Annotated in this window: 22 protein-coding genes and 3 pseudogenes; 12 read left to right on the forward strand and 13 right to left on the reverse strand. The window is 70.4% G+C overall.

The window, feature by feature from the left end:
- Positions 1 to 33 precede the first annotated feature (33 nt).
- The 6 genes and pseudogenes from ACFV20_RS00250 to ACFV20_RS00275 all read right to left on the reverse strand — a co-directional run bounded on the left by ACFV20_RS00250 (position 34) and on the right by ACFV20_RS00275 (position 3,004).
- Positions 34 to 1,317, reverse strand: a pseudogene (locus ACFV20_RS00250) (tyrosine-type recombinase/integrase).
- Positions 1,317 to 1,541 carry a helix-turn-helix domain-containing protein gene (locus tag ACFV20_RS00255; protein ID WP_385651240.1) on the reverse strand — a complete coding sequence of 75 codons (225 nt, stop codon included), beginning with the start codon at positions 1,539 to 1,541 and terminating at the stop codon, positions 1,317 to 1,319. The pseudogene ACFV20_RS00250 and the gene ACFV20_RS00255 overlap by 1 nt, the downstream one beginning before the upstream one ends.
- Positions 1,541 to 1,753, reverse strand: coding sequence for a hypothetical protein (locus ACFV20_RS00260; protein WP_385651243.1), 213 nt, complete (start codon positions 1,751 to 1,753; stop codon positions 1,541 to 1,543). The genes ACFV20_RS00255 and ACFV20_RS00260 overlap by 1 nt, the downstream gene beginning before the upstream one ends.
- 139 nt (positions 1,754 to 1,892) lie before the next feature.
- Positions 1,893 to 2,132, reverse strand: a pseudogene (locus ACFV20_RS00265) (DUF2637 domain-containing protein); the annotation flags it as partial.
- A gap of 396 nt (positions 2,133 to 2,528) precedes the next feature.
- Positions 2,529 to 2,774 (reverse strand): hypothetical protein, encoded by a 246-nt coding sequence (locus ACFV20_RS00270; protein ID WP_385650576.1) that lies wholly within the window; start codon positions 2,772 to 2,774, stop codon positions 2,529 to 2,531.
- Positions 2,762 to 3,004, reverse strand: coding sequence for a hypothetical protein (locus ACFV20_RS00275; protein WP_385650577.1), 243 nt, complete (start codon positions 3,002 to 3,004; stop codon positions 2,762 to 2,764). The genes ACFV20_RS00270 and ACFV20_RS00275 overlap by 13 nt, the downstream gene beginning before the upstream one ends.
- Positions 3,005 to 3,286: 282 nt before the next feature.
- Between ACFV20_RS00275 and ACFV20_RS00280 the strand changes: the two genes are divergently transcribed.
- The 4 genes from ACFV20_RS00280 (at position 3,287) to ACFV20_RS00295 (ending at position 5,559) form a co-directional block, all read left to right on the forward strand.
- Complete coding sequence (locus ACFV20_RS00280) at positions 3,287 to 4,006, forward strand: XRE family transcriptional regulator (RefSeq protein ID WP_385651245.1); 720 nt, start codon at positions 3,287 to 3,289, stop codon at positions 4,004 to 4,006.
- 2 nt (positions 4,007 to 4,008) lie between these two features.
- Positions 4,009 to 4,479, forward strand: coding sequence for an NUDIX domain-containing protein (locus tag ACFV20_RS00285; protein WP_385650580.1), 471 nt, complete (start codon positions 4,009 to 4,011; stop codon positions 4,477 to 4,479).
- 130 nt (positions 4,480 to 4,609) lie between these two features.
- Entirely contained in the window at positions 4,610 to 5,002 is a 393-nt protein-coding gene (locus tag ACFV20_RS00290) for an AHH domain-containing protein (protein WP_385650582.1), read from the forward strand.
- A 95-nt stretch (positions 5,003 to 5,097) separates the two neighbouring features.
- Complete coding sequence (locus ACFV20_RS00295) at positions 5,098 to 5,559, forward strand: hypothetical protein (RefSeq protein WP_385650585.1); 462 nt, start codon at positions 5,098 to 5,100, stop codon at positions 5,557 to 5,559.
- A 179-nt stretch (positions 5,560 to 5,738) separates the two neighbouring features.
- Here ACFV20_RS00295 and ACFV20_RS00300 read toward each other — a convergent pair.
- From ACFV20_RS00300 to ACFV20_RS00325, 6 genes and pseudogenes are all read right to left on the reverse strand, one after another.
- Positions 5,739 to 6,334, reverse strand: a pseudogene (locus tag ACFV20_RS00300) (Uma2 family endonuclease).
- A gap of 154 nt (positions 6,335 to 6,488) precedes the next feature.
- Positions 6,489 to 7,268, reverse strand: a complete 780-nt coding sequence (locus ACFV20_RS00305; protein WP_385650588.1) for a succinate dehydrogenase iron-sulfur subunit — start codon at positions 7,266 to 7,268, stop codon at positions 6,489 to 6,491.
- On the reverse strand, positions 7,268 to 9,022 hold the full coding sequence (gene sdhA / locus ACFV20_RS00310) for a succinate dehydrogenase flavoprotein subunit (RefSeq protein ID WP_385650591.1): 1,755 nt from the start codon (positions 9,020 to 9,022) through the stop codon (positions 7,268 to 7,270). The genes ACFV20_RS00305 and sdhA overlap by 1 nt, the downstream gene beginning before the upstream one ends.
- A gap of 19 nt (positions 9,023 to 9,041) precedes the next feature.
- Complete coding sequence (locus ACFV20_RS00315; RefSeq protein WP_030842160.1) at positions 9,042 to 9,524, reverse strand: succinate dehydrogenase hydrophobic membrane anchor subunit; 483 nt, start codon at positions 9,522 to 9,524, stop codon at positions 9,042 to 9,044.
- Positions 9,525 to 9,529: 5 nt separating this feature from the next.
- Complete coding sequence (gene sdhC / locus ACFV20_RS00320; protein ID WP_010047075.1) at positions 9,530 to 9,910, reverse strand: succinate dehydrogenase, cytochrome b556 subunit; 381 nt, start codon at positions 9,908 to 9,910, stop codon at positions 9,530 to 9,532.
- 220 nt (positions 9,911 to 10,130) lie between these two features.
- Positions 10,131 to 10,631, reverse strand: coding sequence for a 2-oxo-4-hydroxy-4-carboxy-5-ureidoimidazoline decarboxylase (locus tag ACFV20_RS00325; RefSeq protein WP_385650593.1), 501 nt, complete (start codon positions 10,629 to 10,631; stop codon positions 10,131 to 10,133).
- A 290-nt stretch (positions 10,632 to 10,921) separates the two neighbouring features.
- Between ACFV20_RS00325 and ACFV20_RS00330 the strand changes: the two genes are divergently transcribed.
- The 4 genes from ACFV20_RS00330 (at position 10,922) to ACFV20_RS00345 (ending at position 14,335) form a co-directional block, all read left to right on the forward strand.
- The gene (locus ACFV20_RS00330; protein WP_385651248.1) at positions 10,922 to 12,523 is read left to right on the forward strand and encodes a glycoside hydrolase family 20 protein; all 1,602 of its coding nucleotides are present in this window, start codon (positions 10,922 to 10,924) and stop codon (positions 12,521 to 12,523) included.
- A 93-nt stretch (positions 12,524 to 12,616) separates the two neighbouring features.
- Positions 12,617 to 13,123 (forward strand): hypothetical protein, encoded by a 507-nt coding sequence (locus ACFV20_RS00335; RefSeq protein ID WP_385650596.1) that lies wholly within the window; start codon positions 12,617 to 12,619, stop codon positions 13,121 to 13,123.
- A gap of 108 nt (positions 13,124 to 13,231) precedes the next feature.
- On the forward strand, positions 13,232 to 13,786 hold the full coding sequence (locus ACFV20_RS00340; RefSeq protein WP_385650599.1) for a hypothetical protein: 555 nt from the start codon (positions 13,232 to 13,234) through the stop codon (positions 13,784 to 13,786).
- A gap of 153 nt (positions 13,787 to 13,939) precedes the next feature.
- The gene (locus ACFV20_RS00345; RefSeq protein WP_385650600.1) at positions 13,940 to 14,335 is read left to right on the forward strand and encodes a hypothetical protein; all 396 of its coding nucleotides are present in this window, start codon (positions 13,940 to 13,942) and stop codon (positions 14,333 to 14,335) included.
- Between the two features lie 2 nt (positions 14,336 to 14,337).
- Here ACFV20_RS00345 and ACFV20_RS00350 read toward each other — a convergent pair whose 3' ends face one another.
- Positions 14,338 to 15,600, reverse strand: a complete 1,263-nt coding sequence (locus ACFV20_RS00350) for an N-acetylmuramoyl-L-alanine amidase (protein WP_385650602.1) — start codon at positions 15,598 to 15,600, stop codon at positions 14,338 to 14,340.
- A 255-nt stretch (positions 15,601 to 15,855) separates the two neighbouring features.
- Between ACFV20_RS00350 and ACFV20_RS00355 the strand changes: the two genes are divergently transcribed.
- The 4 genes from ACFV20_RS00355 (at position 15,856) to ACFV20_RS00370 (ending at position 19,631) form a co-directional block, all read left to right on the forward strand.
- On the forward strand, positions 15,856 to 16,473 hold the full coding sequence (locus ACFV20_RS00355; RefSeq protein WP_385650603.1) for an RNA polymerase sigma factor: 618 nt from the start codon (positions 15,856 to 15,858) through the stop codon (positions 16,471 to 16,473).
- A 152-nt stretch (positions 16,474 to 16,625) separates the two neighbouring features.
- On the forward strand, positions 16,626 to 17,423 hold the full coding sequence (locus ACFV20_RS00360) for a hypothetical protein (RefSeq protein WP_385650605.1): 798 nt from the start codon (positions 16,626 to 16,628) through the stop codon (positions 17,421 to 17,423).
- A 406-nt stretch (positions 17,424 to 17,829) separates the two neighbouring features.
- Positions 17,830 to 18,504, forward strand: a complete 675-nt coding sequence (locus tag ACFV20_RS00365) for an RNA polymerase sigma factor (protein WP_385651251.1) — start codon at positions 17,830 to 17,832, stop codon at positions 18,502 to 18,504.
- Entirely contained in the window at positions 18,504 to 19,631 is a 1,128-nt protein-coding gene (locus ACFV20_RS00370; RefSeq protein ID WP_385650606.1) for a hypothetical protein, read from the forward strand. Before ACFV20_RS00365 ends, ACFV20_RS00370 begins: the two co-directional genes overlap by 1 nt.
- Positions 19,632 to 19,855: the final 224 nt, after the last annotated feature.

Raw genomic sequence — 19,855 nt, forward strand, 5'->3', positions numbered from 1 at the left:
CTGCGGTTCTTGACGGCAACGCTGACGGCAACGTCAGCGGACGACCGCTGCGGCAGGTGGGTTGTCAGGGTCGTCGTCCTGGCCGCCGAGTGCATGGCCTAGGGCGTCGATGGCTTGGCGCTGGAGGCGGAGTCAGACGTGGGCGTAAACGCCGGCGGTGACGCCGATGTGTGCGTGGCCGAGGAGTTCCTTGATCACGACGAGGTCGACGCCCTGTTCCAGGAGCAGGGTCGCAGTCGAGTGCCGAAGATCGTGAAAGCGGATGCTGCGGAGCCCTGCCCGGCTGAGGAGTCGGCCGAAGCGGCGGGTCAGGTTGGTGGGGTCGAGGGCGGTGCCCGTAGCGGTGGGGAAGACCAGCCCGCTGTCCGCCCAGTTGGTTCCGGCGTCCTGGTGTTCTTCCTGCTGGCGTTCCCGGTGGCTCTTGAGGGAGTGGATGCACTCGGTCGGGGGGGCGATACGGCGTTCGGAGGCACCGGTCTTGGTTTGCAGGGTGGTCAGGCCGCCGGTGGGCGTGCGCTGGAGGGAGCGGTGGATGCTGGCCGTGCCGCCGTCGAGGTCGAGGCCTTCCCAGCGCAGGCCGAGGAGTTCGCCCTTGCGGAGTCCGGTGCGCAGGGCGAGTTCGTACAGCGCGTGCAGCCGGTCACCGCTGGCGGCCTGGAGGAACTGTTGGGCCTCGGCCGCCGTAAGAGGCTGGAAACGTCTCGGGCGGGGCGCGGTGGTCTTTACGTTCCGGGCCACGTTGCGCGGCAGTTCGTCCTCGCGGACGGCGTGCTCCAAGGCCGACTTGAGGACCGAGTGAACGTAGGTCACCGTCAGCGGCGACAGCGTCTTGCCGCAGCACTGACCGACGGCGCGGCACGACCGCCGGGCCGCGTCCCGTTCCTGTGTGCAGCACTGGCAGGTGGTGCGGAGCCCGTCGAGGAAGGCGCGTACGTCGCGGGCGGTGAGCCGCGCGAGCTTCTTCTTGCCGAGCCTAGGGATGAGGTGAAGGCGGACGCAGGCCGCGTAGCGGGTGTGCGTGTTTTCGCGGAGCTGGTGTACGGCGACGTTATTCAACCAGTACGTGAGGTAGTCACCGACGGTGCTGTCGGCCGCAGCGATGGGGAGGCCGCGGTTGCTGGCGGCGATCTTCTCGGTGAGCTTGGCCAGAGCGGCTTTGCGGGTGGTGCCGTAGACACGGACGCGGCGACGGGTGTTGCCGGGGGCGAGGACGTATCCGGCGGCCTCCCAGCGTCCGTCCTGGCGCTGGTAGACGGTCCCGTCGCCGTTGGCGCGGATACGGGAGCGGCGGGACGGAGTAGGGCGGGGCGTGGTCATCAGGCGGCGTCCTGTTCGAGGCGGGTGCGGATGAAGTCGGTCTGGGCGTGGGCAGGGATGCGGCGGGCGCGGCCGAGGGTGATCGAGGCGAGCTGGCCGGTGCGGAGCAGGTCGTAGACGGCGGAGCGGCCGAGCTGGAGGCGGGTCATCACCTGAGGCACCGTGAGCAGATCCAGCGCCGGTGCCACCTCCGCACAGGGGATGGTGGTCTGGGGCGAGGCCATCAGCAGCCCTCTTCGGCTACGAACTGCCGTTCCAGTTCCCTGCGGTGCCAGACGTGGGCGGCGAGGAGCGCGGCGCCGGGGCTGTAGCCGGTGCCGAGGTAGTCCCAGTGGCCGATGACGAGCGTGGTGTCCGGTTCGGGTTCGGGCAGGCCAGCGTGGGTGCGGGCCTGTTCGGCACGCCAGGAGCGGCGGGCGTCGCGCAGCGCGTCCAGGGTGGTCGAGTAGGAGCGGGACTTGGTGGTGGAACTGGGTGAGGAAGGCGGGGCCGACGTGTCCCCAGCCGAGCAGCAGGAGCGGGGCGACGGTGTCCAGGCAGGCGCGTCCGTAGCGTCCTGTGAGCAGGGATTCGGCGGTGTTGAGGGCGAGGGTGAGCAGTCCGCACAGGTGCAGCAGTCGGGTGCCGGCCTTCAGGTCGTGGTCGGGGACGCCGCGCAGGGCGAGGAACCGCAGGGCGACCAGGAGACCGACGACGGACAGGTCCACCATGGGGGCGATCAGCGGCGCGATCGGACAGGGAACGCCGAGCCGCAGGGCGAGCGCCCAGACGTTGCCGAAGGAGAAGACGAAGGCCAGGGCCGAGATGACCGCCATGACCCCGGTCACGGTGGTCGTGTTGTTAATCGGAAGCTCCCGGTCCGACTCAACAGCAGACTGGCCGGGCACCTGAGAGGCCGCCCGGCGGGCTCGCGCCGTCCCGGACGCCTATGCTCGCTGCCTGGCTGGGGGCCGTGACGATGGAGATAACTGGGCTGATCCCGGTGCGGGGTTGGGCGAGACACACGTGACGGGTGATCGGTCGACACGCCCGCCGTCGTGGCTGACTTTCTGTGGCTGATGCCAGAACCTCATGACCATGGGCCCGGCACGCACCTGTGGGCCCGTCCCTGCCGGGGCTGACGAGGACGGGGGAGCCTCGACCGGTCGTGTCCGGCAGAGACGGGAGTCGGGTGGGTCAGTAACGTGCGGCGCCTGGATGAGGAGAGTGGTTCACGTCTGCCGCCAGGTCCGCCAGGGCCGGGTGATGATCTCCCGGTAGGTGTGGTGGGACGGGTTCTGGCCGCAGTGCCGCAGCACCCAGTCCTGCTGTTCGGCGAAGTCCTCGCTTGTCGGTGAGGTCTCTCCGTCCACGGCACACTGCATCGCGTACAGGACCGGCTCCGCGTCCGGCTCGCGGTCGGGCTGGAGGGTCCAAGTCTCGTAGCGCAGGACCGAGCGAGGGGTCACCGTCCCCACCTCCGGTTGGCCACAGCCACCTTGGCGCTCAACACCTCGGCCGGCGTCGGCGGACGAACGTCCTCGGGCGGCACGTCCCACTCCCGGCCACCGCGCGGCGGCCGAAGCTGCACGTACGGCCCCACATGCCCCATCACCACGCCCGCCTTGCCGTTCCGCCGGTCGACCATCACGGCGCCCACATCGGGCGAGGCGGTGTGCTTGACCGCATCAGGGTTGCGGGCCGTCATCGTGACCACCCCGGCGAGGCGGTCTGCGACGAGGCATCCCGTCGCCGGTTGAGAACACATGGGGTGGCGCTCATTCGCACGGTGACGCTCCTCGGCGGCGTTGATGCATGCCCCTGGGCCCGTCGGTGCCGCAGGGTCGGCACCGATCCTCACGCCGGTCACCGGGACGAAGGAACCTCCACCAAACCCCACTCCGGGACGTCCCGCACCGTGTAGAACGTCCCTGGTGCCGTTCTGAGACCAAGGGGGAGACTCGTGCCGAACGAGAGACTGCGAGCCGTCATGGCAGCCGGAGGCTGGACGTACGCTGCCCTCGCCCACGAGGTCGAGATTGACCCCAAGTCGGTCGAGCGCTGGGTGAACCTCGGGCGCACCCCACGCCGTGCCACCGCCCTCCAAGCGGCCAAAGCCCTGGGAGAAGACGTGCACGCACTCTGGCCGGCGCTCCGCCAGGCCCGCCCCGCCCGCGCCATCAGCCCCGAACTGGTGGCGCTTTACGAGCAGCGGGCCGACATCCCCGTCTCGGCGTTCACCGACCTGATGGCCCAGGCCCAGGAACGGATCGACATCCTCGTCTACGCGGCCGTCTTCCTCCACGAGGCGTACCCGCGGCTGAACGAACTCCTCACCGAACGCGCTGCCGAAGGCTGCGCCGTTCGCATCGCGATCGGGGACGCCGACAGTGACAACGTCCAAGCCCGCGGCCAGGAGGAGCGGTTCGGCCACGGCATCGAATCCCGCTGCCGCCTCGCACTCATGCACTACAGGCCGCTCGCCGACACCCCCGGCATCGAAGTCCGAACCCACGGCACCACGCTCTACAACTCCTTCTACCGTGCCGACGATCAACAACTCGTCAACGCGCACGTCTGGGGCGTCAACGCCTACGCGGCCCCCGTGTGGCATCTTCGCCGACACCAGGAGAGTGGCATGTTCGACACCTACGCCGAGAGCTTCGACGCCGTGTGGGCGACGGCAACTCCCGTACGAGAGGAAGGCTGACCGTGGCGCGAACCGAGTACTACGACGACCCCAGCGCACCCAAGCCGAACAGCATGGTCGTCGCCGCCTCCGCCGTCGTCACCGACGACCACGGTCGCATCCTCCTCCAACGCCGCCGCGACAACGACCTGTGGGCCCTGCCCGGCGGCGGCATGGACCTCACCGACTCCCTGCCCGGCACGGCCGTCCGCGAGGTCAAGGAAGAGACCGGCCTCGACGTCGAGATCACCGGCCTGGTCGGCACCTACACCGATCCGAAACACATCATCGCCTACACCGACGGCGAGGTCCGCCGCCAGTTCAACGTCTGCTTTACCGCCCGCATCACCGGCGGTCAGCTGGCAATCTCCGACGAGTCCACCGAGCTCCGGTTCGTACCGCCGGAAGAGATCGAGCACTTGCCGATGCACCACACCCAACGGCTCAGGCTCCGGCACTTCCTGGAACAGCGCGAGAAGCCGCACCTGGGCTGAACCGACTGACGGCAGTAGCGACGGCAACAACCCCGCACAACTACGGACACCCGCGCACCTCACCGGACCAGCGAACCGCACTTGACCTGCTAAAAAGCAGGTCGAAGGCTTCGCGTAGCACACGTACTATGTGCTGGCGGGGGAGACGGCGCTCCTTGTTCACAATTCCAACTGCTCCAGTAACGCCAAGATTCTCGGTGGGAATCTTGAGGCTTCCGGGCTCACTCGACCTGTCGAAACTGCCGCACATCACATCGTGGCCAGTACCTCGCCGAAGGCCGCGGCGGCAAGGCAGCAACTCGCCAAGTTCGGCATTGATATCAATGATGCTAGCAACGGAGTTTTCCTGCCACGAGGGTCGACGTCTGCGAATCCGACAGGTGCGTCAGTGCATTCAAGAATTCACACGAATGAATACTATGCCTATGTCAATGACTTGATCGGCGGGGCGAGGAGCGCCAGTGAGGCCCGGGACGTGCTGGACCATGTACGACGACAGCTGCAAGGCGGACACTGGCCGTAGCTGACTGTGTAGCCTTGCCGTGGTGCGACTGCGTCTTTGCGGTTCGCACCACGGCACAGCTGCGTGAATCTTGGAGCGAGCGAGGGAGACATGCAATGAGACGACCGATCGACTCTGCGCTAAGCGTGGTGCAAGATATCGTTGGCCAAGTGGGAGCGAGTCGAGAGGTTCCGACTTTCGAGGAAGTTATGGCGACTGTCCGCAACTTCGAGCGAATCCGTTTCGAGGTCCCCAGCGGCGCTGACTCTGACGGTTTCCTCTTTCAGTATGGCGAAGTGAACTGGTTTGCTGAACCTACATTCGTAGTGGGTTTCGTGCGCCAACTCGAAATCGTTGATACTGAAGGCGAGCATGAAGGGTATTCGCAAGTTCAGCTTGAGTACAGATATCAGGCCGATGTCGACTTGCGGTCGCTTGAAAGTCACAACTCCTGGTGGTTCCGTGAGAGCGGAACGTCATTCAGTGAATGGCTCGAATCGGTGAAACGAGACCCCCTTTGGGGGATCGTTCGAGGTAAACTTCCAATCGAATTTAGTGTCTCGCAAGGGCTTGCTTAAACTTATTCGATCGGCGTATGGCTCCACTCGTCAATAGAATTCTGTGCTGAATTTAGATCTCGTGGAGCGGACAGCTAATGGGCTCCTTTCGAGGCTTCGAAAGGGGCCCATCGGGCGTTTGACGGCGACGCTAGCGCCAGCGGCACCCGTCTGAATTCGGCCGGTTCCGAGGCCCCGACTCACTCGCTCGTCCTCGCCAGGCCTGCCTTGAGGATCTCGGTCACGTCGAGGGTCACCTTCGCGCCGATGGAGTCGGGGAGGGTGACCAGCTCGCCGGGGGCGTGCGGGCGGTGTTTCTCGTAGCCGCTTCCCATCGGGTCGGTCAGGACGTGGAGGCGCTGGTGCTTGCGGTCGACGACGACGTAGACCGGGACCTTCGGCTCGGCGTAGGCGGCGACCTTGGTCTTGAGGTCGTCCTTCCAGTTCCCGGACGGGCCGGGTCGTACGCGTTGTTCTCGACGAAGTGGTCGTCGATGTCGGCGTCCACCACCACGAGGTCGGGGATGGCGTAGTCCTCGCCACCCGTGGGGAGCCAGAGTCCGACGTTCTGGAGGACCTCGGTCTCGCCGTCATCGAGTCCTGCTGCCATGAACGGACGCATGAGTTTGGTCAGGGCCCGGGCATGAGGTGCATCCCGGAACGGGGTCACGAGGAGATGGCCTCCGATGATCTCGACGCGGTAGCCCGGATGGCACTCCATGATCTCGTCGGCAATGGTCGTCAGGGTGACCGGCTCTTCTTCGTGGAAGGGTTGCTCGACGGAAGCTGCGGACATCAGGTGCCTCCTGGGGAGCTGGTGTCGAGAGCATCATCAAAGGTCGGACACCGCCCGCGCGTCCGGTCCCGGACTCGTTCACCCGATGGTGTGGCATATGCCAGAGGGCCCCGTTTCCAGCGGAAACGGGGCCCTCGTCAGTGAGCGGCGGGGCTCAGAAGCGGCGCGTGATCAGTGCGCGCTTGACCTCGGCGATCGCCTTCGTGACCTCGATGCCGCGCGGGCACGCGTCCGTGCAGTTGAAGGTCGTGCGGCAGCGCCACACGCCGTCGCGGTCGTTGAGGATCTCCAGGCGCTGCTCCCCGGCCTCGTCACGCGAGTCGAAGATGAAGCGGTGCGCGTTGACGATCGCGGCCGGACCGAAGTACTGGCCGTCGTTCCAGAAGACCGGGCACGAGGTGGTGCAGGCCGCGCAGAGGATGCACTTCGTGGTGTCGTCGAAGCGCTCGCGGTCCTCGGCGGACTGCAGACGCTCACGCGTGGGCTCGTTCGTGTCCTTCGTGATGAGGAAGGGCATGACGTCGCGGTACGCCTGGAAGAACGGCTCCATGTCGACCACGAGGTCCTTCAGGACCGTGAGGCCCTTGATGGCCTCGACCGTGATCGGCTTCTCGGGGTTGATGTCCTTGATCAGCGTCTTGCAGGCCAGGCGGTTCTTGCCGTTGATCCGCATGGCGTCCGAGCCGCAGATGCCGTGCGCGCAGGAGCGACGGAAGGTGAGGGTGCCGTCGAGGTCCCACTTGATCTTGTGGAGGGCGTCGAGGACACGCTCCTTGGGGTCGATCTCCACCTTGAAGTCTTCCCACACCGCCTCGGCCGCGACCTCGGGGTTGAAGCGGCGGATGCGGAAGGTGACCGTGATGTAGGGGGAGTCGGCGAAACCGGGCTCGGGCTTGCCGGCCGCGTCTTCCTTGTCCAGAACGGGGGTAGCCATCAGTACTTACGCTCCATCGGCTGGTAGCGGGTCTGGACGACCGGCTTGTAGTCGAGACGGACGGTTTCGGAGCCGTCGGCGCCGACCTCGCGGTACGCCATGGTGTGCCGCATGAAGTTGACGTCGTCGCGGTTCGGGTAGTCCTCGCGGTAGTGACCGCCGCGGGACTCCTTGCGGGCGAGCGCGGAGACGGCCATGACCTCGGCGAGGTCGAGCAGGTTGCCCAGCTCGATGGCCTCCAGCAGGTCCGTGTTGAACCGCTTGCCCTTGTCCTGGATCGAGACGTTCTTGTAGCGCTCGCGCAGCTCCGCGATCTTCTCGACCGCCGTCTTGATCGTCTGCTCGGTGCGGAACACCATGACGTTGGCGTCCATGGTCTCCTGCAGCTCGCGCCGCAGCTCCGCCACCCGCTCGGTGCCGGTGGCGTCGCGCAGCCGCTCCACCTGCTCGATCACGAGCTCCGCCGGGTTCTCCGGCAGTTCGACGAACTCCGCCTTCTGCGCGTACTCGGCGGCGGCGATGCCCGCGCGCTTGCCGAAGACGTTGATGTCCAGCAGCGAGTTCGTGCCGAGGCGGTTGGCGCCGTGCACGGAGACGCAGGCGACCTCGCCGGCCGCGTACAGACCCGGGACGACCGTGGTGTTGTCCGCCAGGACCTCACCCTCGACGTTGGTCGGGATGCCGCCCATGGCGTAGTGCGCGGTGGGCTGGATCGGGATCGGGTCCGTGTAGGGCTCGATGCCGAGGTACGTGCGCGCGAACTCCGTGATGTCCGGGAGCTTGGCGTCCAGCTGCTCCGGCGGGAGGTGCGTGAGGTCGAGGTAGACGTGGTCGCCCTCGGGACCGCAGCCGCGGCCCTCACGGATCTCCGTGTAGATGGAGCGGGACACGACGTCACGGGACGCGAGGTCCTTCATGACCGGCGCGTACTTCTCCATGAAGCGCTCGCCGTCCTTGTTGCGGAGGATGCCGCCCTCACCGCGGGCGCCCTCCGTCAGCAGGATGCCCATGCGCCAGATGCCGGTCGGGTGGAACTGGAAGAACTCCATGTCCTCCAGCGGCAGGCCACGGCGGTAGACCGCGGCCTGGCCGTCACCGGTCAGCGTGTGCGCGTTGGACGTCACCTTGAAGAACTTGCCGCAGCCGCCGGACGCGTAGACCACGGACTTCGCCTGGAAGACGTGGATCTCACCGGTCGCCAGCTCGTAGGCGACGACGCCGGCCGACTTCTTGACGCCGTCGACCTCGGTGATCAGCTGGTCCAGGACGTAGAACTCGTTGTAGAACTCCACGCCCTCCTTGACGCAGTTCTGGTAGAGCGTCTGGAGGATCATGTGGCCGGTGCGGTCGGCCGCGTAGCAGGAGCGGCGGACCGGGGCCTCGCCGTGGTTCCGGCTGTGACCGCCGAAGCGGCGCTGGTCGATCGTGCCGTTGGGCGTCCGGTTGAACGGCAGGCCCATCTTCTCCAGGTCGAGGACCGAGTCGATGGCCTCCTTCGCCAGGATCTCGGCGGCGTCCTGGTCGACCAGGTAGTCACCGCCCTTGACCGTGTCGAAGGTGTGCCACTCCCAGTTGTCCTCCTCCACGTTGGCGAGCGCGGCGGCCATGCCGCCCTGCGCGGCGCCCGTGTGGGAGCGGGTGGGGTACAGCTTGGTCAGCACGGCGGTGCGGCTGCGCTTCGTGGACTCGATGGCCGCGCGCATGCCCGCGCCACCGGCGCCGACGATGACGGTGTCGTACTTGTGGATCTTCATGATTCTCGCAACCCCGTGCCTAGCGGATGTTCGGGTCGAAGGTGAAGATCACCAGCGTGCCCAGCAGGATGGTGAACACCGTGGCGGTGTAGAGCAGGCCCTTGAGCCACAGCCGGGTGTTCGCGCGCTCCGCGTAGTCGTTGATGACCGTGCGCAGGCCGTTGGCGCCGTGCAGCATGGCGAGCCACAGCATCAGCAGGTCCCAGACCTGCCAGAACGGGGACGCCCAGCGGCCGGCCACGAAGGCGAAGCCGATCTTGGAGACGCCGCCGTCCAGCACGAGCTGGATCAGCAGGTGGCCGAGGACGAGGACGACCAGCACGACGCCGGACAGGCGCATGAAGAGCCAGGCGGCCAGCTCGAAGTTGCCCCGGGTGCTCTTCGGGGTCTTCTTGGTGCGCTGGCGGGGGGCCTCGATGAAGGGCGCCGGGTTGTCGACGGTGTAGACGGCGCCGCCCTCGACGGGGCCGACGCCGGCGGCGGACTTCTCAGTCGTGGACATTGGCGTCAGCTCCCGAACAGTTCACGAGCGGCGTGGCCGAGGACGGGGTAGATCGCCCCGAGCATCAGCACGACCCACAGGGCTACGACGGTCCAGAGCATCTGCTTCTGGTACCGGGCGCCCTTGATCCAGAAGTCGACGGCGATGACACGCAGGCCGTTGAGCGCGTGGAAGAGGATGGCGGCCACGAGGCCGTACTCCAGCAGCGCGACGATCGGCGTCTTGTACGTGGCCACGACGTTGTCGTAGGCCTCAGGGGACACGCGGACGAGGGCGGTGTCCAGCACGTGAACGAACAGGAAGAAGAAGATGAGGACGCCGGTGACTCGGTGAGCCACCCAGGACCACATTCCTTCCCGGCCGCGGTACAGCGTTCCAGCCGGCACGGAAGTTTCCTCCGGGAGCGGGGATTGGGGCCGCGCCGGCTTGGTGTGTCGGTCGGGCCCGGCCGGGTACGGTCCACCGGCCCCCAGCATCGTAGCGAGGCGCTGCCGCCGGGCTGCGCCGGGGTCCCGGGGTGTGATCAAACTGGCACGCAAAGGGGTACTGGTGGGCTAGTGCGGCCAGGGGTGCGGGTGGTCCGTCCGCGCTGCCGGACGCGGGGCGTCAGTGGTGGATCGCGCCCGCGGGGCGGCAGCCGCGTGCCGACTGCGGTCCCGCGCCCCTGAGGGCGTGCAGCAGACGTTCCCTCGCCAGCCGGCGGAGTTCGTCCGCCGTCACCGCCCGCTCCTCCTCCGGATCGTTCGTCAATCGTGACCGGATGGCCTCCAGGAGCCGGTCCAGGGTCTCGGAGGGGGACACCCCGTCCAGGCAGATGACGAACACATGTCCGAAGCGGGCCTCGTAGGCGGCGTGGGCCGCGCTCAGGGCCGTGTGGGCGGCGGAGTACGTGTCGGGCGGGAGCGTGGGCAGCGACTCGGCCGCCAGAGCTTCGGTGAGGTCGGGCCAGCCGAGGTCGTAGGCCGCCTCGTCCACCGCGGCCAGCAGGGAGTCCAGGTCCGGGTAGGGGCGGTGCTCCGCGACGCGCCGGGCCCAGCGGAGGCTGCGCAGGCAGGAGAGGAGGGCCTGCTCCAGGTCCTCCTCGGAGGCTGTGTTGACGTAGTCCACCGGTATGGCGAGTCGGCCGGGGAGATCTGGGAGACGGTGCGCGGGCAGCGTGGGTCCTCGTGGGCGTCACGTGTGTCGGCAGGGCAAGGTGTGAGAGATGTGACGCCACGCTATCGAGTACGACCATGACGTGTCCGAAGGATGCCTGAATTTCACCCGCGAGAGAGAGTTTCCGCGCGCGTGGTGGACGCGCGCCGTGCGCCGCCGGGTTTTAGGTTGGCTGAGTGAGTCAGCACAGGCGCCGGACTTCGGCGAAGCAGGGGAAACAGCGGCAGGTGCTGGTCGTGGCCATGGCGGTAGCCCTGGTCGTGGTCGCGGCCGGGGTGAGTCTCGGGCTCTGGGCGGCCTCGGGCGGCGACGGCGGGTCCACGGGCTCGGAGGCCAGATCCTCACAGGGGGCGCCCGAGGCCGCGCCCCCGGACCGGGCGCCGGAGGCGAGCCCGACCCCCAGCCCGACCCGCTCCTACCCCCTGTCCGAGGCGCCCCGCACCATCCCCGCCGTGCGCGACCACGAGCCGGCGCGCGGCCCGGGCTGGCGGCCCGAGAAGGGCAACCGGGTGGTCGTGGACGACCCGGCGCTGGCCGACGAGGGGAAGCTGGTCGCCGGCGAGCTGGGGATGACGTACGCGGGTGAGAAGGACGACGAGAAGTCCGGGGACCTGCGGCTGGCGCTGAACGGCGGCAAGGGGGCGAACCCCGAGTCGTACGTGATGACCGTGCGCGACGGGCGGGTGGAGATCGACGGGCCCACCGACGCGGGTGTCTTCTACGGCACCCGCACGCTCAAGCAGGAGACCCACGACGGCGGCACGGCCCCCGAGGGCGTGGTGAAGGACGAGCCGGCCAAGCCGCAGCGCGGGTTCATGCTGGACATCGCGCGCAAGTACTTCACGGCCGACTGGATCGAGGACCGCGTCCGGGAGCTGGGCGACCTGAAGTTCAACCAGCTGGGGCTGCACTTCTCCGACGACCAGGGCTTCCGCATCGAGTCCGACACGCAGCCGCAGATCGTGTCCCAGCCGCATCTGACCAAGGCGCAGGTGCGCAAGATCATCGACCTCGCGGAGAGCCGGCACATCACGGTCGTGCCCGAGATCGATTCCCCCGGGCACCTGGGCGCGGTCCTCCGCGCCCACCCCGACCTGCAGCTGCGCACCGCGCAGGGCTCGCCCGTGCAGGGCGCCATCGACATCTCCAAGCCGGAGAGCGCCGAGATCGTCGACGAGCTGCTGAACGAGTACGCGGAGCTCTTCCCCGGCAAGCCCTGGCACCTCGGCGCCGACGAGTACCAGGCGCTGGTCCGCTCCGACCCGGAGGCGACGTTCCCGCAGCTGGCCGAGGCCGCGCGGAAGAAGTACGGCTCCGGCGCCACGGTCGCCGACCTCACCACCGGGTGGCTCAACGACCGGGCCGCCACCGTCCGCGAGCACCAGCGCACCCCCCGCGCCTGGAACGACGGCTTCTTCCGCGGCACGTCCGTCGAGCCCGCCGGCGACATCCAGGTCGCCTACTGGACCGGCAAGGAGATCGGCGCCCGGGAGCCGCTGGAGTACCTCCAGGCGGGCCGCAAGGTGATCAACTACAACGACGAGTTCCTCTACTACGTGCTCGGTGAGCCGCAGACCTTCGTCTATCCGACCGGGCAGCGGATCTACGAGCAGTGGACGCCTCGGGTACTGCGCGGCACCGCGGCCGTGCCCGCGCGCTACGACGGCCAGATCCTCGGCGGGAACTTCGCCGTCTGGTGCGACCTGGCGGACTCCCAGACGCAGCAGCAGGTGGCGGCCGGGATCCGGATGCCGCTGCGGGCGACCGTCCAGAAGCTCTGGGACCCGGGCGAGCCCGGCCTCACCTGGGCGCAGTTCCAGGCGCTGGCGGACAGGCTCGGCTGACCGGCACGAATTGGCCCATACGCCTGCGAACTTCCGTACGCCTGTGGTGGTCTTCTGGCGAAGGGCACCGAATATGCCGGGGGGAACCGGGACATGGGCTACTGGGGATACTTCGTCGTGGGCCGCGGGGAGCGGCCGCTGCCGGAGCTGGACGCGCTGGCGGGGGCCGGGGAGGGCCTCACGCAGCGCGCCTCGGCGCCGGGCGGCTGGCAGGTGTGGGAGTACCCGAGCAGCGACGGCGACATCGGGAACATGAACGCCCTCGCCCGGGAGACCGGGGCGCCCGCGCTCTTCGGGTACGTCATGAACAGCGCGTGCGTGGTGCTGGAGGCCGCGGCCCCGGAGAGCGGGGCGTGGACGACCTGCCTCGCGCGCTCCGCCATGGCCGGGTACCTGGGGTCGGACCGGGAGGGCCTCACGCTGGAGGACTACTTCCTGGAGCCCGGTGACGCCGCCGAGCGGGCGGTGCGCTGGGCCGCGGAGGCGGGGCGCGAGGTGAACGCCGACGCCCTCGTGGACGTACTGACGTCAGACCCTGATCCCCTGGCCGAAAACCTCTTGTTCCGTTTCCTCGACAGACTGGGCGTGGTGCCCCTGTGACACTCCGGGGCCGTCGCACGCAGTAAGGGGAGGTGCGGGTTCCGTGAGGGGTGAAGGCCGTCAGCGGCCTGATCGGGCCCCGGAGAAGGCCCGCGGAGGGAGACGTGGATGAGCCTGGTGGAGTTGATCGCACAGGCCGACGAGCGCGGGCTGGCCGCGAGCGGGCTGGCTTGTTTGGACCGGTGCGTGCCCCTGCTGGGCGGCGACGACGAGATCCTCAGGCCGGTGTGGGCGAGCCTCAGCGACGGTGCCGGTGCCGAGGAGTGGGGTGAGCGGCTGGAGCAGGCGCGCGGCAAGCTGGACGCGGCAGGCGCCGGGGACGAGGCGGCAGCGCTCGCCCACCGGATGCTCGAGGCCGCCCCCGCCGAGCGGTCCGCCGCCGCGGTCCGGGTGTGGGCCGATGCCTGTTCCGTGGCCTCCCTCCAGATCCACCGGCTCCTGGACACCGCGGAGGACGAGGCCGCGTCCGTCGACTCCCGCCGCGAAGGGCGCACGGACGGCATGTCGCCCCTCGTCGCCGCCGAACTGCGCCGCCAGGTCACCGTCCTGGAGGTCCTCGCCGGGCACGGTCCGGCCGGGCTGCGCCGGGCCCTGGAGGTGTCGGTCGAGGGGCGTCGGGTCCTGCGCGCGGTGGTGTCCCGCCGCAGTCGGCAACAGGGCTGACGCAAGCGGTCCCGGGTGCCGCGAACCGCGTAAACCCCGTTCCTGGGCAAGTCCTGTGACTGTCCCTTGGGTGAGGTGGGGTGGTCCTGCGCCGCTTCGGGGAAGCCGTCGATTCCGGGTGACGAAACGCTTCGCCCGAGCGCTTTCCCGGGTGTGACGACTCAAGCGGAGACCAGGCCATCGGCGGCTGCGAAGCCGCTGCGATGGGCGGCGGACACGGTGGCGACGATGCGCGAGGGAGCCCGGCTGCACCTCGACTACTCGGCGCAGAGCCTGTGGAGCGTCGACCGGATGATCGAGGGGATACGGCGGGAGGGGGCGCCCGGCGCCGCCGTCCAGCACGTGCTGCGCGGCTTCGGCGCGTACGCCGGTGAGGTGGTGGCGCGTCAGACCGGCGCCGAGTGGTGGGCGAGCGGCGGCGACCACTGGATCCGCACCCCCGACGGGCGGCTGTGGGACCCCATCGACGAGGCCCGCCGCTGCTACGGCGGCCATGGCTCGCTGCGGCTGTTGTGCCGGGACGCGATGAGCACGGCGCCCCGGCGTTAGCGTCAGCGCGCCGGGAGGTACGTGCCGCGGTCCTCGTGGCGGTCCTCGTGGCGGTTCTCTCCCAGGCCGTCGTCCAGGCCGTCTTCCAGGCCGTCTTCCAGGCCGTCGTCCAGGCCGTCGTCCCCGGGCCCCGGTGGCTCGGTGGCCGGTGCGGCCGTGGTGGTGGCGTTCGCGGCCAGGGTGCGGATCTCGGGCAGGTCGTCGTAGAGGTGCTGGCCGGGGCATTCGGTCGGGTAGCCGTCGCGGTGACCCGAGATGCGGTGGAACGTCACCTTCTGGCCCAGCTTGTACTTGCCGTTGTCGGCACCCGAGGTCAGCACGACCGTCCCGGTCGGGTCGATGCCGTAGAGGCCGAGCTTCCACGCGGCGACCTTCGCGACCGACTGGCGCACCGCCGTGTTGGTGGCCGCCGTCGAGTAGTCGCCGAGCACCGAGACGCTGCTGGTGGCGGTGTTGAACCCGTAGGTGTGCGCGCCGAGGACGGGCTTGTCGACGCCGCCCGCACGCCCCTCGAAGACCGTGCCGCACTTGTCGACGAGGAAGTGGTAGCCGATGTCGTTCCAGCCGTTGCTCTGCACGTGGTAGAGGAACACGCCGCGCACGATCGACGCCGACTCGGAGCAGGCGTAGTCGTTGGTGCCCGCCGTGTGGTGGACGAACATCGCCTTCGTGTCGCCCGTGTAGGTGGGCGGGTCCTTCACCAGGGACTCGTCGGCGCCCCAGGCGGAGCGCGAGGTCATGACGGGACGCTCGGCCGACCGCGTTCCGGCGGCCGGCGGGACGGTGCCCGGCTCGACGGCCGCGGTGTGCACCGCGTCCGACGCGGCCTCGGGGTCGACCAGTTCGACACGGAGCCCCTCCGGCAGGCGGGGGCCCGTCACGCGCACCTGGACGCCGTCCGAGGGCCCGGTCCACAGCGGCTGGGTGCTGCCGCGCACGCCGGTCCGGTCGCGGTCGGGGCCGGTCTCGGGCGCACGGACGTCGGCCTCCAGGGGGCGCCAGGCGGTCCACGCGCCGCTCTCCCGGGAGCGGGTGCGCACCTGGGCGGTGCCGTCCAGGGCCGCGTGCGGGTCGTCCCAGGTGATGCCGACCATGCTGAACGGCTCGGTGATGCGCGGGGCGAGGGACCGGTCGTGGGGGTCGCCGTCCGGCACCCGGACGGTGTGCACCCCGTCCGAGGGGGTGGCCCGGGCGGGCTGGGTCAGGCCGAGGGCACCGAAGGCCAGAGCGGTGGCGACGGCGGTGCGCAGGAGGCGGGATGTCATACGGCGCTCGCCTTTCGTGGGCGGTGGCATCGCCGCCAGAGGTCCCCGGTACGTCACTCGGCCGAAACGTCCGCGGGGTCTGGGTCCCGAGGACGGCGGGCCGGGATGACCCGAACGGTCGCCGGGCGTGACGTCCCGAACCGGGCAGCCCCCGCCGCCGTCGTGCCCCGGCGTACGACCCGCTGTGACACTTCCGTGCGGACCGGCGCTGATCACCGTGGCAGGGCGCGCACGCGGCACGGACGAGGACGGTACTTGGGTCAGGGAGCGGCACCCCGGCGCGGGCAGGCGTACGACGGGGAACTGGGCGCGGCCGTGGCGCGGGCCCAGCAGGGCGACGAGGCGGCCTTCGCGGACGCCTACCGGTTGGTGCAGCCCGGACTGCTCGGCTATCTGCGCGGCCTGGTCGGGGACGACGCGGAGGACGTGGCGTCCGACGCCTGGCTGGAGATCGCCCGGGACCTCGGCAGGTTCCGGGGCGACGGGGCCGGCTTCCGCGGCTGGACGGCGACCATCGCCCGGCACCGGGCGTTGGACCACCTGCGCCGGCAGCGGGTACGGCCCCGGTCGTCCGCGCTGGAGCAGGACGTCCTGGAACTGCCCGGACCGCAGAGCACGCATGACCAGGCGCTGGAGGCCATCTCCACCGAGCGCGCCCTGGAGCTGGTGCGGGGGCTGCCGCGGGACCAGGCCGAGGCCGTGCTGCTGCGGGTCGTGGTCGGCCTGGACGGCCCGGCCGCCGCACGGGTCCTGGGCAAGCGGCCGGGCGCCGTCCGCACGGCCGCCCACCGGGGTCTGAAGCGCCTCGCCGGGCAGCTGGGCGCGGAGAGTGTGACGGATGAGGCTCCCCGGACGCTGGGTGAGTCGACGTAGCGGAACCGATGGTTTCGCGGACGGGCCCGTGGGAACGGCGCGGGCCGGGCGCCCTGAACAGGGCGGACCGGCGGGACGTACTGGGGCCCGGCGGGCCGGCCGGCGCGGGTGCGGCAGAAGGATCGATCGGATCGAGCAGGGACGGACAAGACATGGGTGAACGGCCGAACGACGGCGGGCTTTCCGGCCGTGGTTCCCGTCATGCCCTCCTCGACTCCGACGTGGAGGCGCTGATCGTCGCCTCCCTCGTCCCGGACGGTGTCGACGCCGGGGCCGAGCAGCGGGCCGTCGCCGCCTTCCGGGCCGCCCGGGCCACCGGGGCCGTGCGCACGCGCACCCGCCGCCGGGACGACTGGCGGGCCGGTGAACGGCGGCACCCGGGGCGGTCCCTGCGGACGACGCTCTCCGTGCTGCTCGCCGGCCTCACGCTGGGCGGCGTCGCCGTGGCGGCGATCGGCGTGACGGGATCGCCTGGGGAGGGCACCAGGGACACACCCGAGCGCCGGCCCGCCCCGAGCAGCGCCCCGCGCGACCCGGCGGGACAGCCTGCCCCCGGCAGCCACAGCCCCGGCGCCGGCGTGAGCACCCGCCCGGCCCCGGCACACCCCGAACGCCCGGCTCCCGCCCGGGACACCGAGGCCCACTGCCGCGCCTACGAGGGGGCCCGGCGGCACGGCAAGGCGTTGGAGGCGACGGCCTGGCAGCGTCTCGTGGCCGCCGCGGGCGGTGAGAGCAACGTCACGGCGTACTGCGCCGAGCGCCTGGACGACCCCAAGGGCAACGGCGGCGGCTCCGGGAACGACGATCCCGCGCAGGACGGCGACAAGCCCACCACGGACCCGGGCGGGGACAAGGAGCGGGGCGGCGACTCGGGCGGGAGCACGGACACCGGCGGGGGCAAGAACCGCGGCGAGGGCAAGAAATCGCCGTCCAACGGCCGTCATTCCTGAGGGAGTTCGCGAGCGCCGGCCGTCACCGCCGGGCGATGCCGCGAACCTTCCGGTCCCCGCCTTGGCAACGGCCGAGGCCGCCACCCCCCACAGGAGAGGCCCCGGCCGTCGCGCGGCACGGGCCGCGCGGCGGCCCGTACTCCCTACAGCGCCTCGTGTGCGTTTTCTGTCACACCCCAGCGCGTCACGGCTTAGTTGCATCCTGGACGGACATGGACGGGGAGTGGTTTCAGGTCGTAACGTGCCGTTCGCGCCAAGGCGAAGGCGGCAGGACCACCGCAACCACCTGCGGTGCAGGCACCGCACCGACCTGCGGTGCGGTCACCGCAACCATTGATCGAGGAACCACGACGGCGAGAACCCGGTCCGCGAGAGCGGTGCCGGTGTGGGCGCAGAAGGGCGCGCGGTGCTGGGGGACGACGCGGAGCTGACCACCGCGGTGCGCGCGGCACAGGACGGGGACGAGGAAGCGTTCCGGACCGTGTACCGCACCGTGCACCCGCGGCTGCTCGGATACGTACGGACGCTGGTCGGCGACCCCGACGCCGAGGACGTCACGTCCGAGGCGTGGCTCCAGATCGCCCGCGACATGGAGCGGTTCACCGGCGACGCGGACCGGTTCCGCGGCTGGGCCGCCCGCATCGCCCGCAACCGTGCGCTGGACCACATACGCATGCGCGGGCGCCGGCCCGCGATCGGCGGTGACGAGACCGAGCTGACCGGCCGGGCCGCCGAGTCGGACACCGCGGGCGAGGCCATCGAGGCGCTGGCCACCGACGGCGCGTTCTCCCTGATATCCCGGCTGCCGCAGGACCAGGCCGAAGCGGTCGTGCTGCGCGTGGTGGTGGGGCTCGACGCGAAGACGGCCGCCGAGACGCTCGGCAAGCGCCCCGGCGCGGTCCGTACGGCAGCGCACCGGGGTCTGAAGCGGCTCGCCGAACTGCTCGGCGACGACCCGCAGGCCGATCCGGAATCCGCCGGGGTGCTCGACGCCCTGCCGCCCCCGAGAGAACCGCGCGGTGGCGCGGTGACGTCCGCAGGTGTGACGCACAGCGTCGCGCGGGCGCAGAAGGATGTGTGATGGCCGACGAGCAGTACAGGTGGCTGGACCGCGAAACGGCGGAGCGTTTGCTGAGCGGAGAGCCACTCGGAGCTGTCGAAGGCGCCGGCCGGGACCAGGCCGAACACCTTGCCAGGACCTTGGGCGCGCTGTCCGCCACACCGCCGCTGACCAGCGATGAACTGCCCGGCGAGGCCGCCGCGGTGGCCGCTTTCCGCAAGGCCCGTGCGGAGCGCGCCGACACGGCCGCGGCCCGTGCGGACGCCGGTGGTGAGGACGCGGCCGGAGTCTCCGACGCCGGTCTGGTCCGTATCGGGGTCCCCGCTGACCGCGGCACCGTCGGTGTCCGGCCGCCGCGCTGGGCCCGCCCCGTCCGTCTCGCCCTGACCGCCGCGCTGGCCGTCGGCATGGTCGGCGGGGTCGCTCTCGCGGCCGGAACCGGAGCGCTGAGGGCGCCGTTCGGCGAGGACGAGCCGCATCCCGGCGCCTCGGTCTCCGCCTCCGTGAGGCATCCGGAGCGCCCGCTGGTGTCGCCGTCGCCGAGCGACGCCGCCCAGGGCGGTTCCACCCCGGGCCACGACCCCACCGGGGAGGGGGACGGGCAGCGCGACGACGCCGCGGCGGGTCCGGACGGCCCGAAGGCGCGCTCCGGCGGCGACCGCGAGGAGATCGTCTCCGCCTGCCGCGACCTTCGCGACGGGCGGCGGCCGGATCCCGACCGCAGACGTGCCCTGCGGGACGCGGCGGGCGGCCTGCGGGTGTGGACGTACTGCAAGGGCGTCCTGTCCTCCGACGGCCGGGGCCGTCATCAGGGAAAGGGCGCGGACCGGGACCACGGGCAGGACCGCGACCGGCACGACCGCAAGCACGACCGCAAGCACGACGGGAAGCAGGGCCGGAAGCAGGACCGCGGCCGGGACGGGCAGCAGGACACGGCCGACCGGAAGGCCGAGAAGCGGGCCGCGCGGCAGGACAAGAACAAGGACGAGGACAAAGGTGAGGACAAAGACGGGGGCAAGGACGGGAGCAAGGACGGGGGCAGGAGTGGCGACGGGGACGGCGCGGAGCGTGGCCGGTTCCGGACCTCGCTCGCACCGCTGCGACCTGCGGTTTCGTACTCCGTGAAAATCATCGGGCCGAGGGTGTGACGTTTTCGGCCGCCCCGGCGCAGTAATGAGTGAGCCGACTGGTCATCGGCCGTCGCACGGAGCCGGGGTTCCCCCCGTACCTACGGCTCGTGCACCTGAGCGCGGGGGGGGCACCGTGCCCCCGGGCCCCCCCCGCCCCCGCAGGCGCCAGTGGCGTTTAAAAAAAATGAGCGGGCGGCGGCGGGATAAGGGTGTTTGTCGGGGGGGGGGGGGTCATTAAAAAA

Origin of the sequence: Streptomyces sp. NPDC059696 (assembly GCF_042733745.1) — a bacterium.
GTDB lineage: Bacteria > Actinomycetota > Actinomycetes > Streptomycetales > Streptomycetaceae > Streptomyces.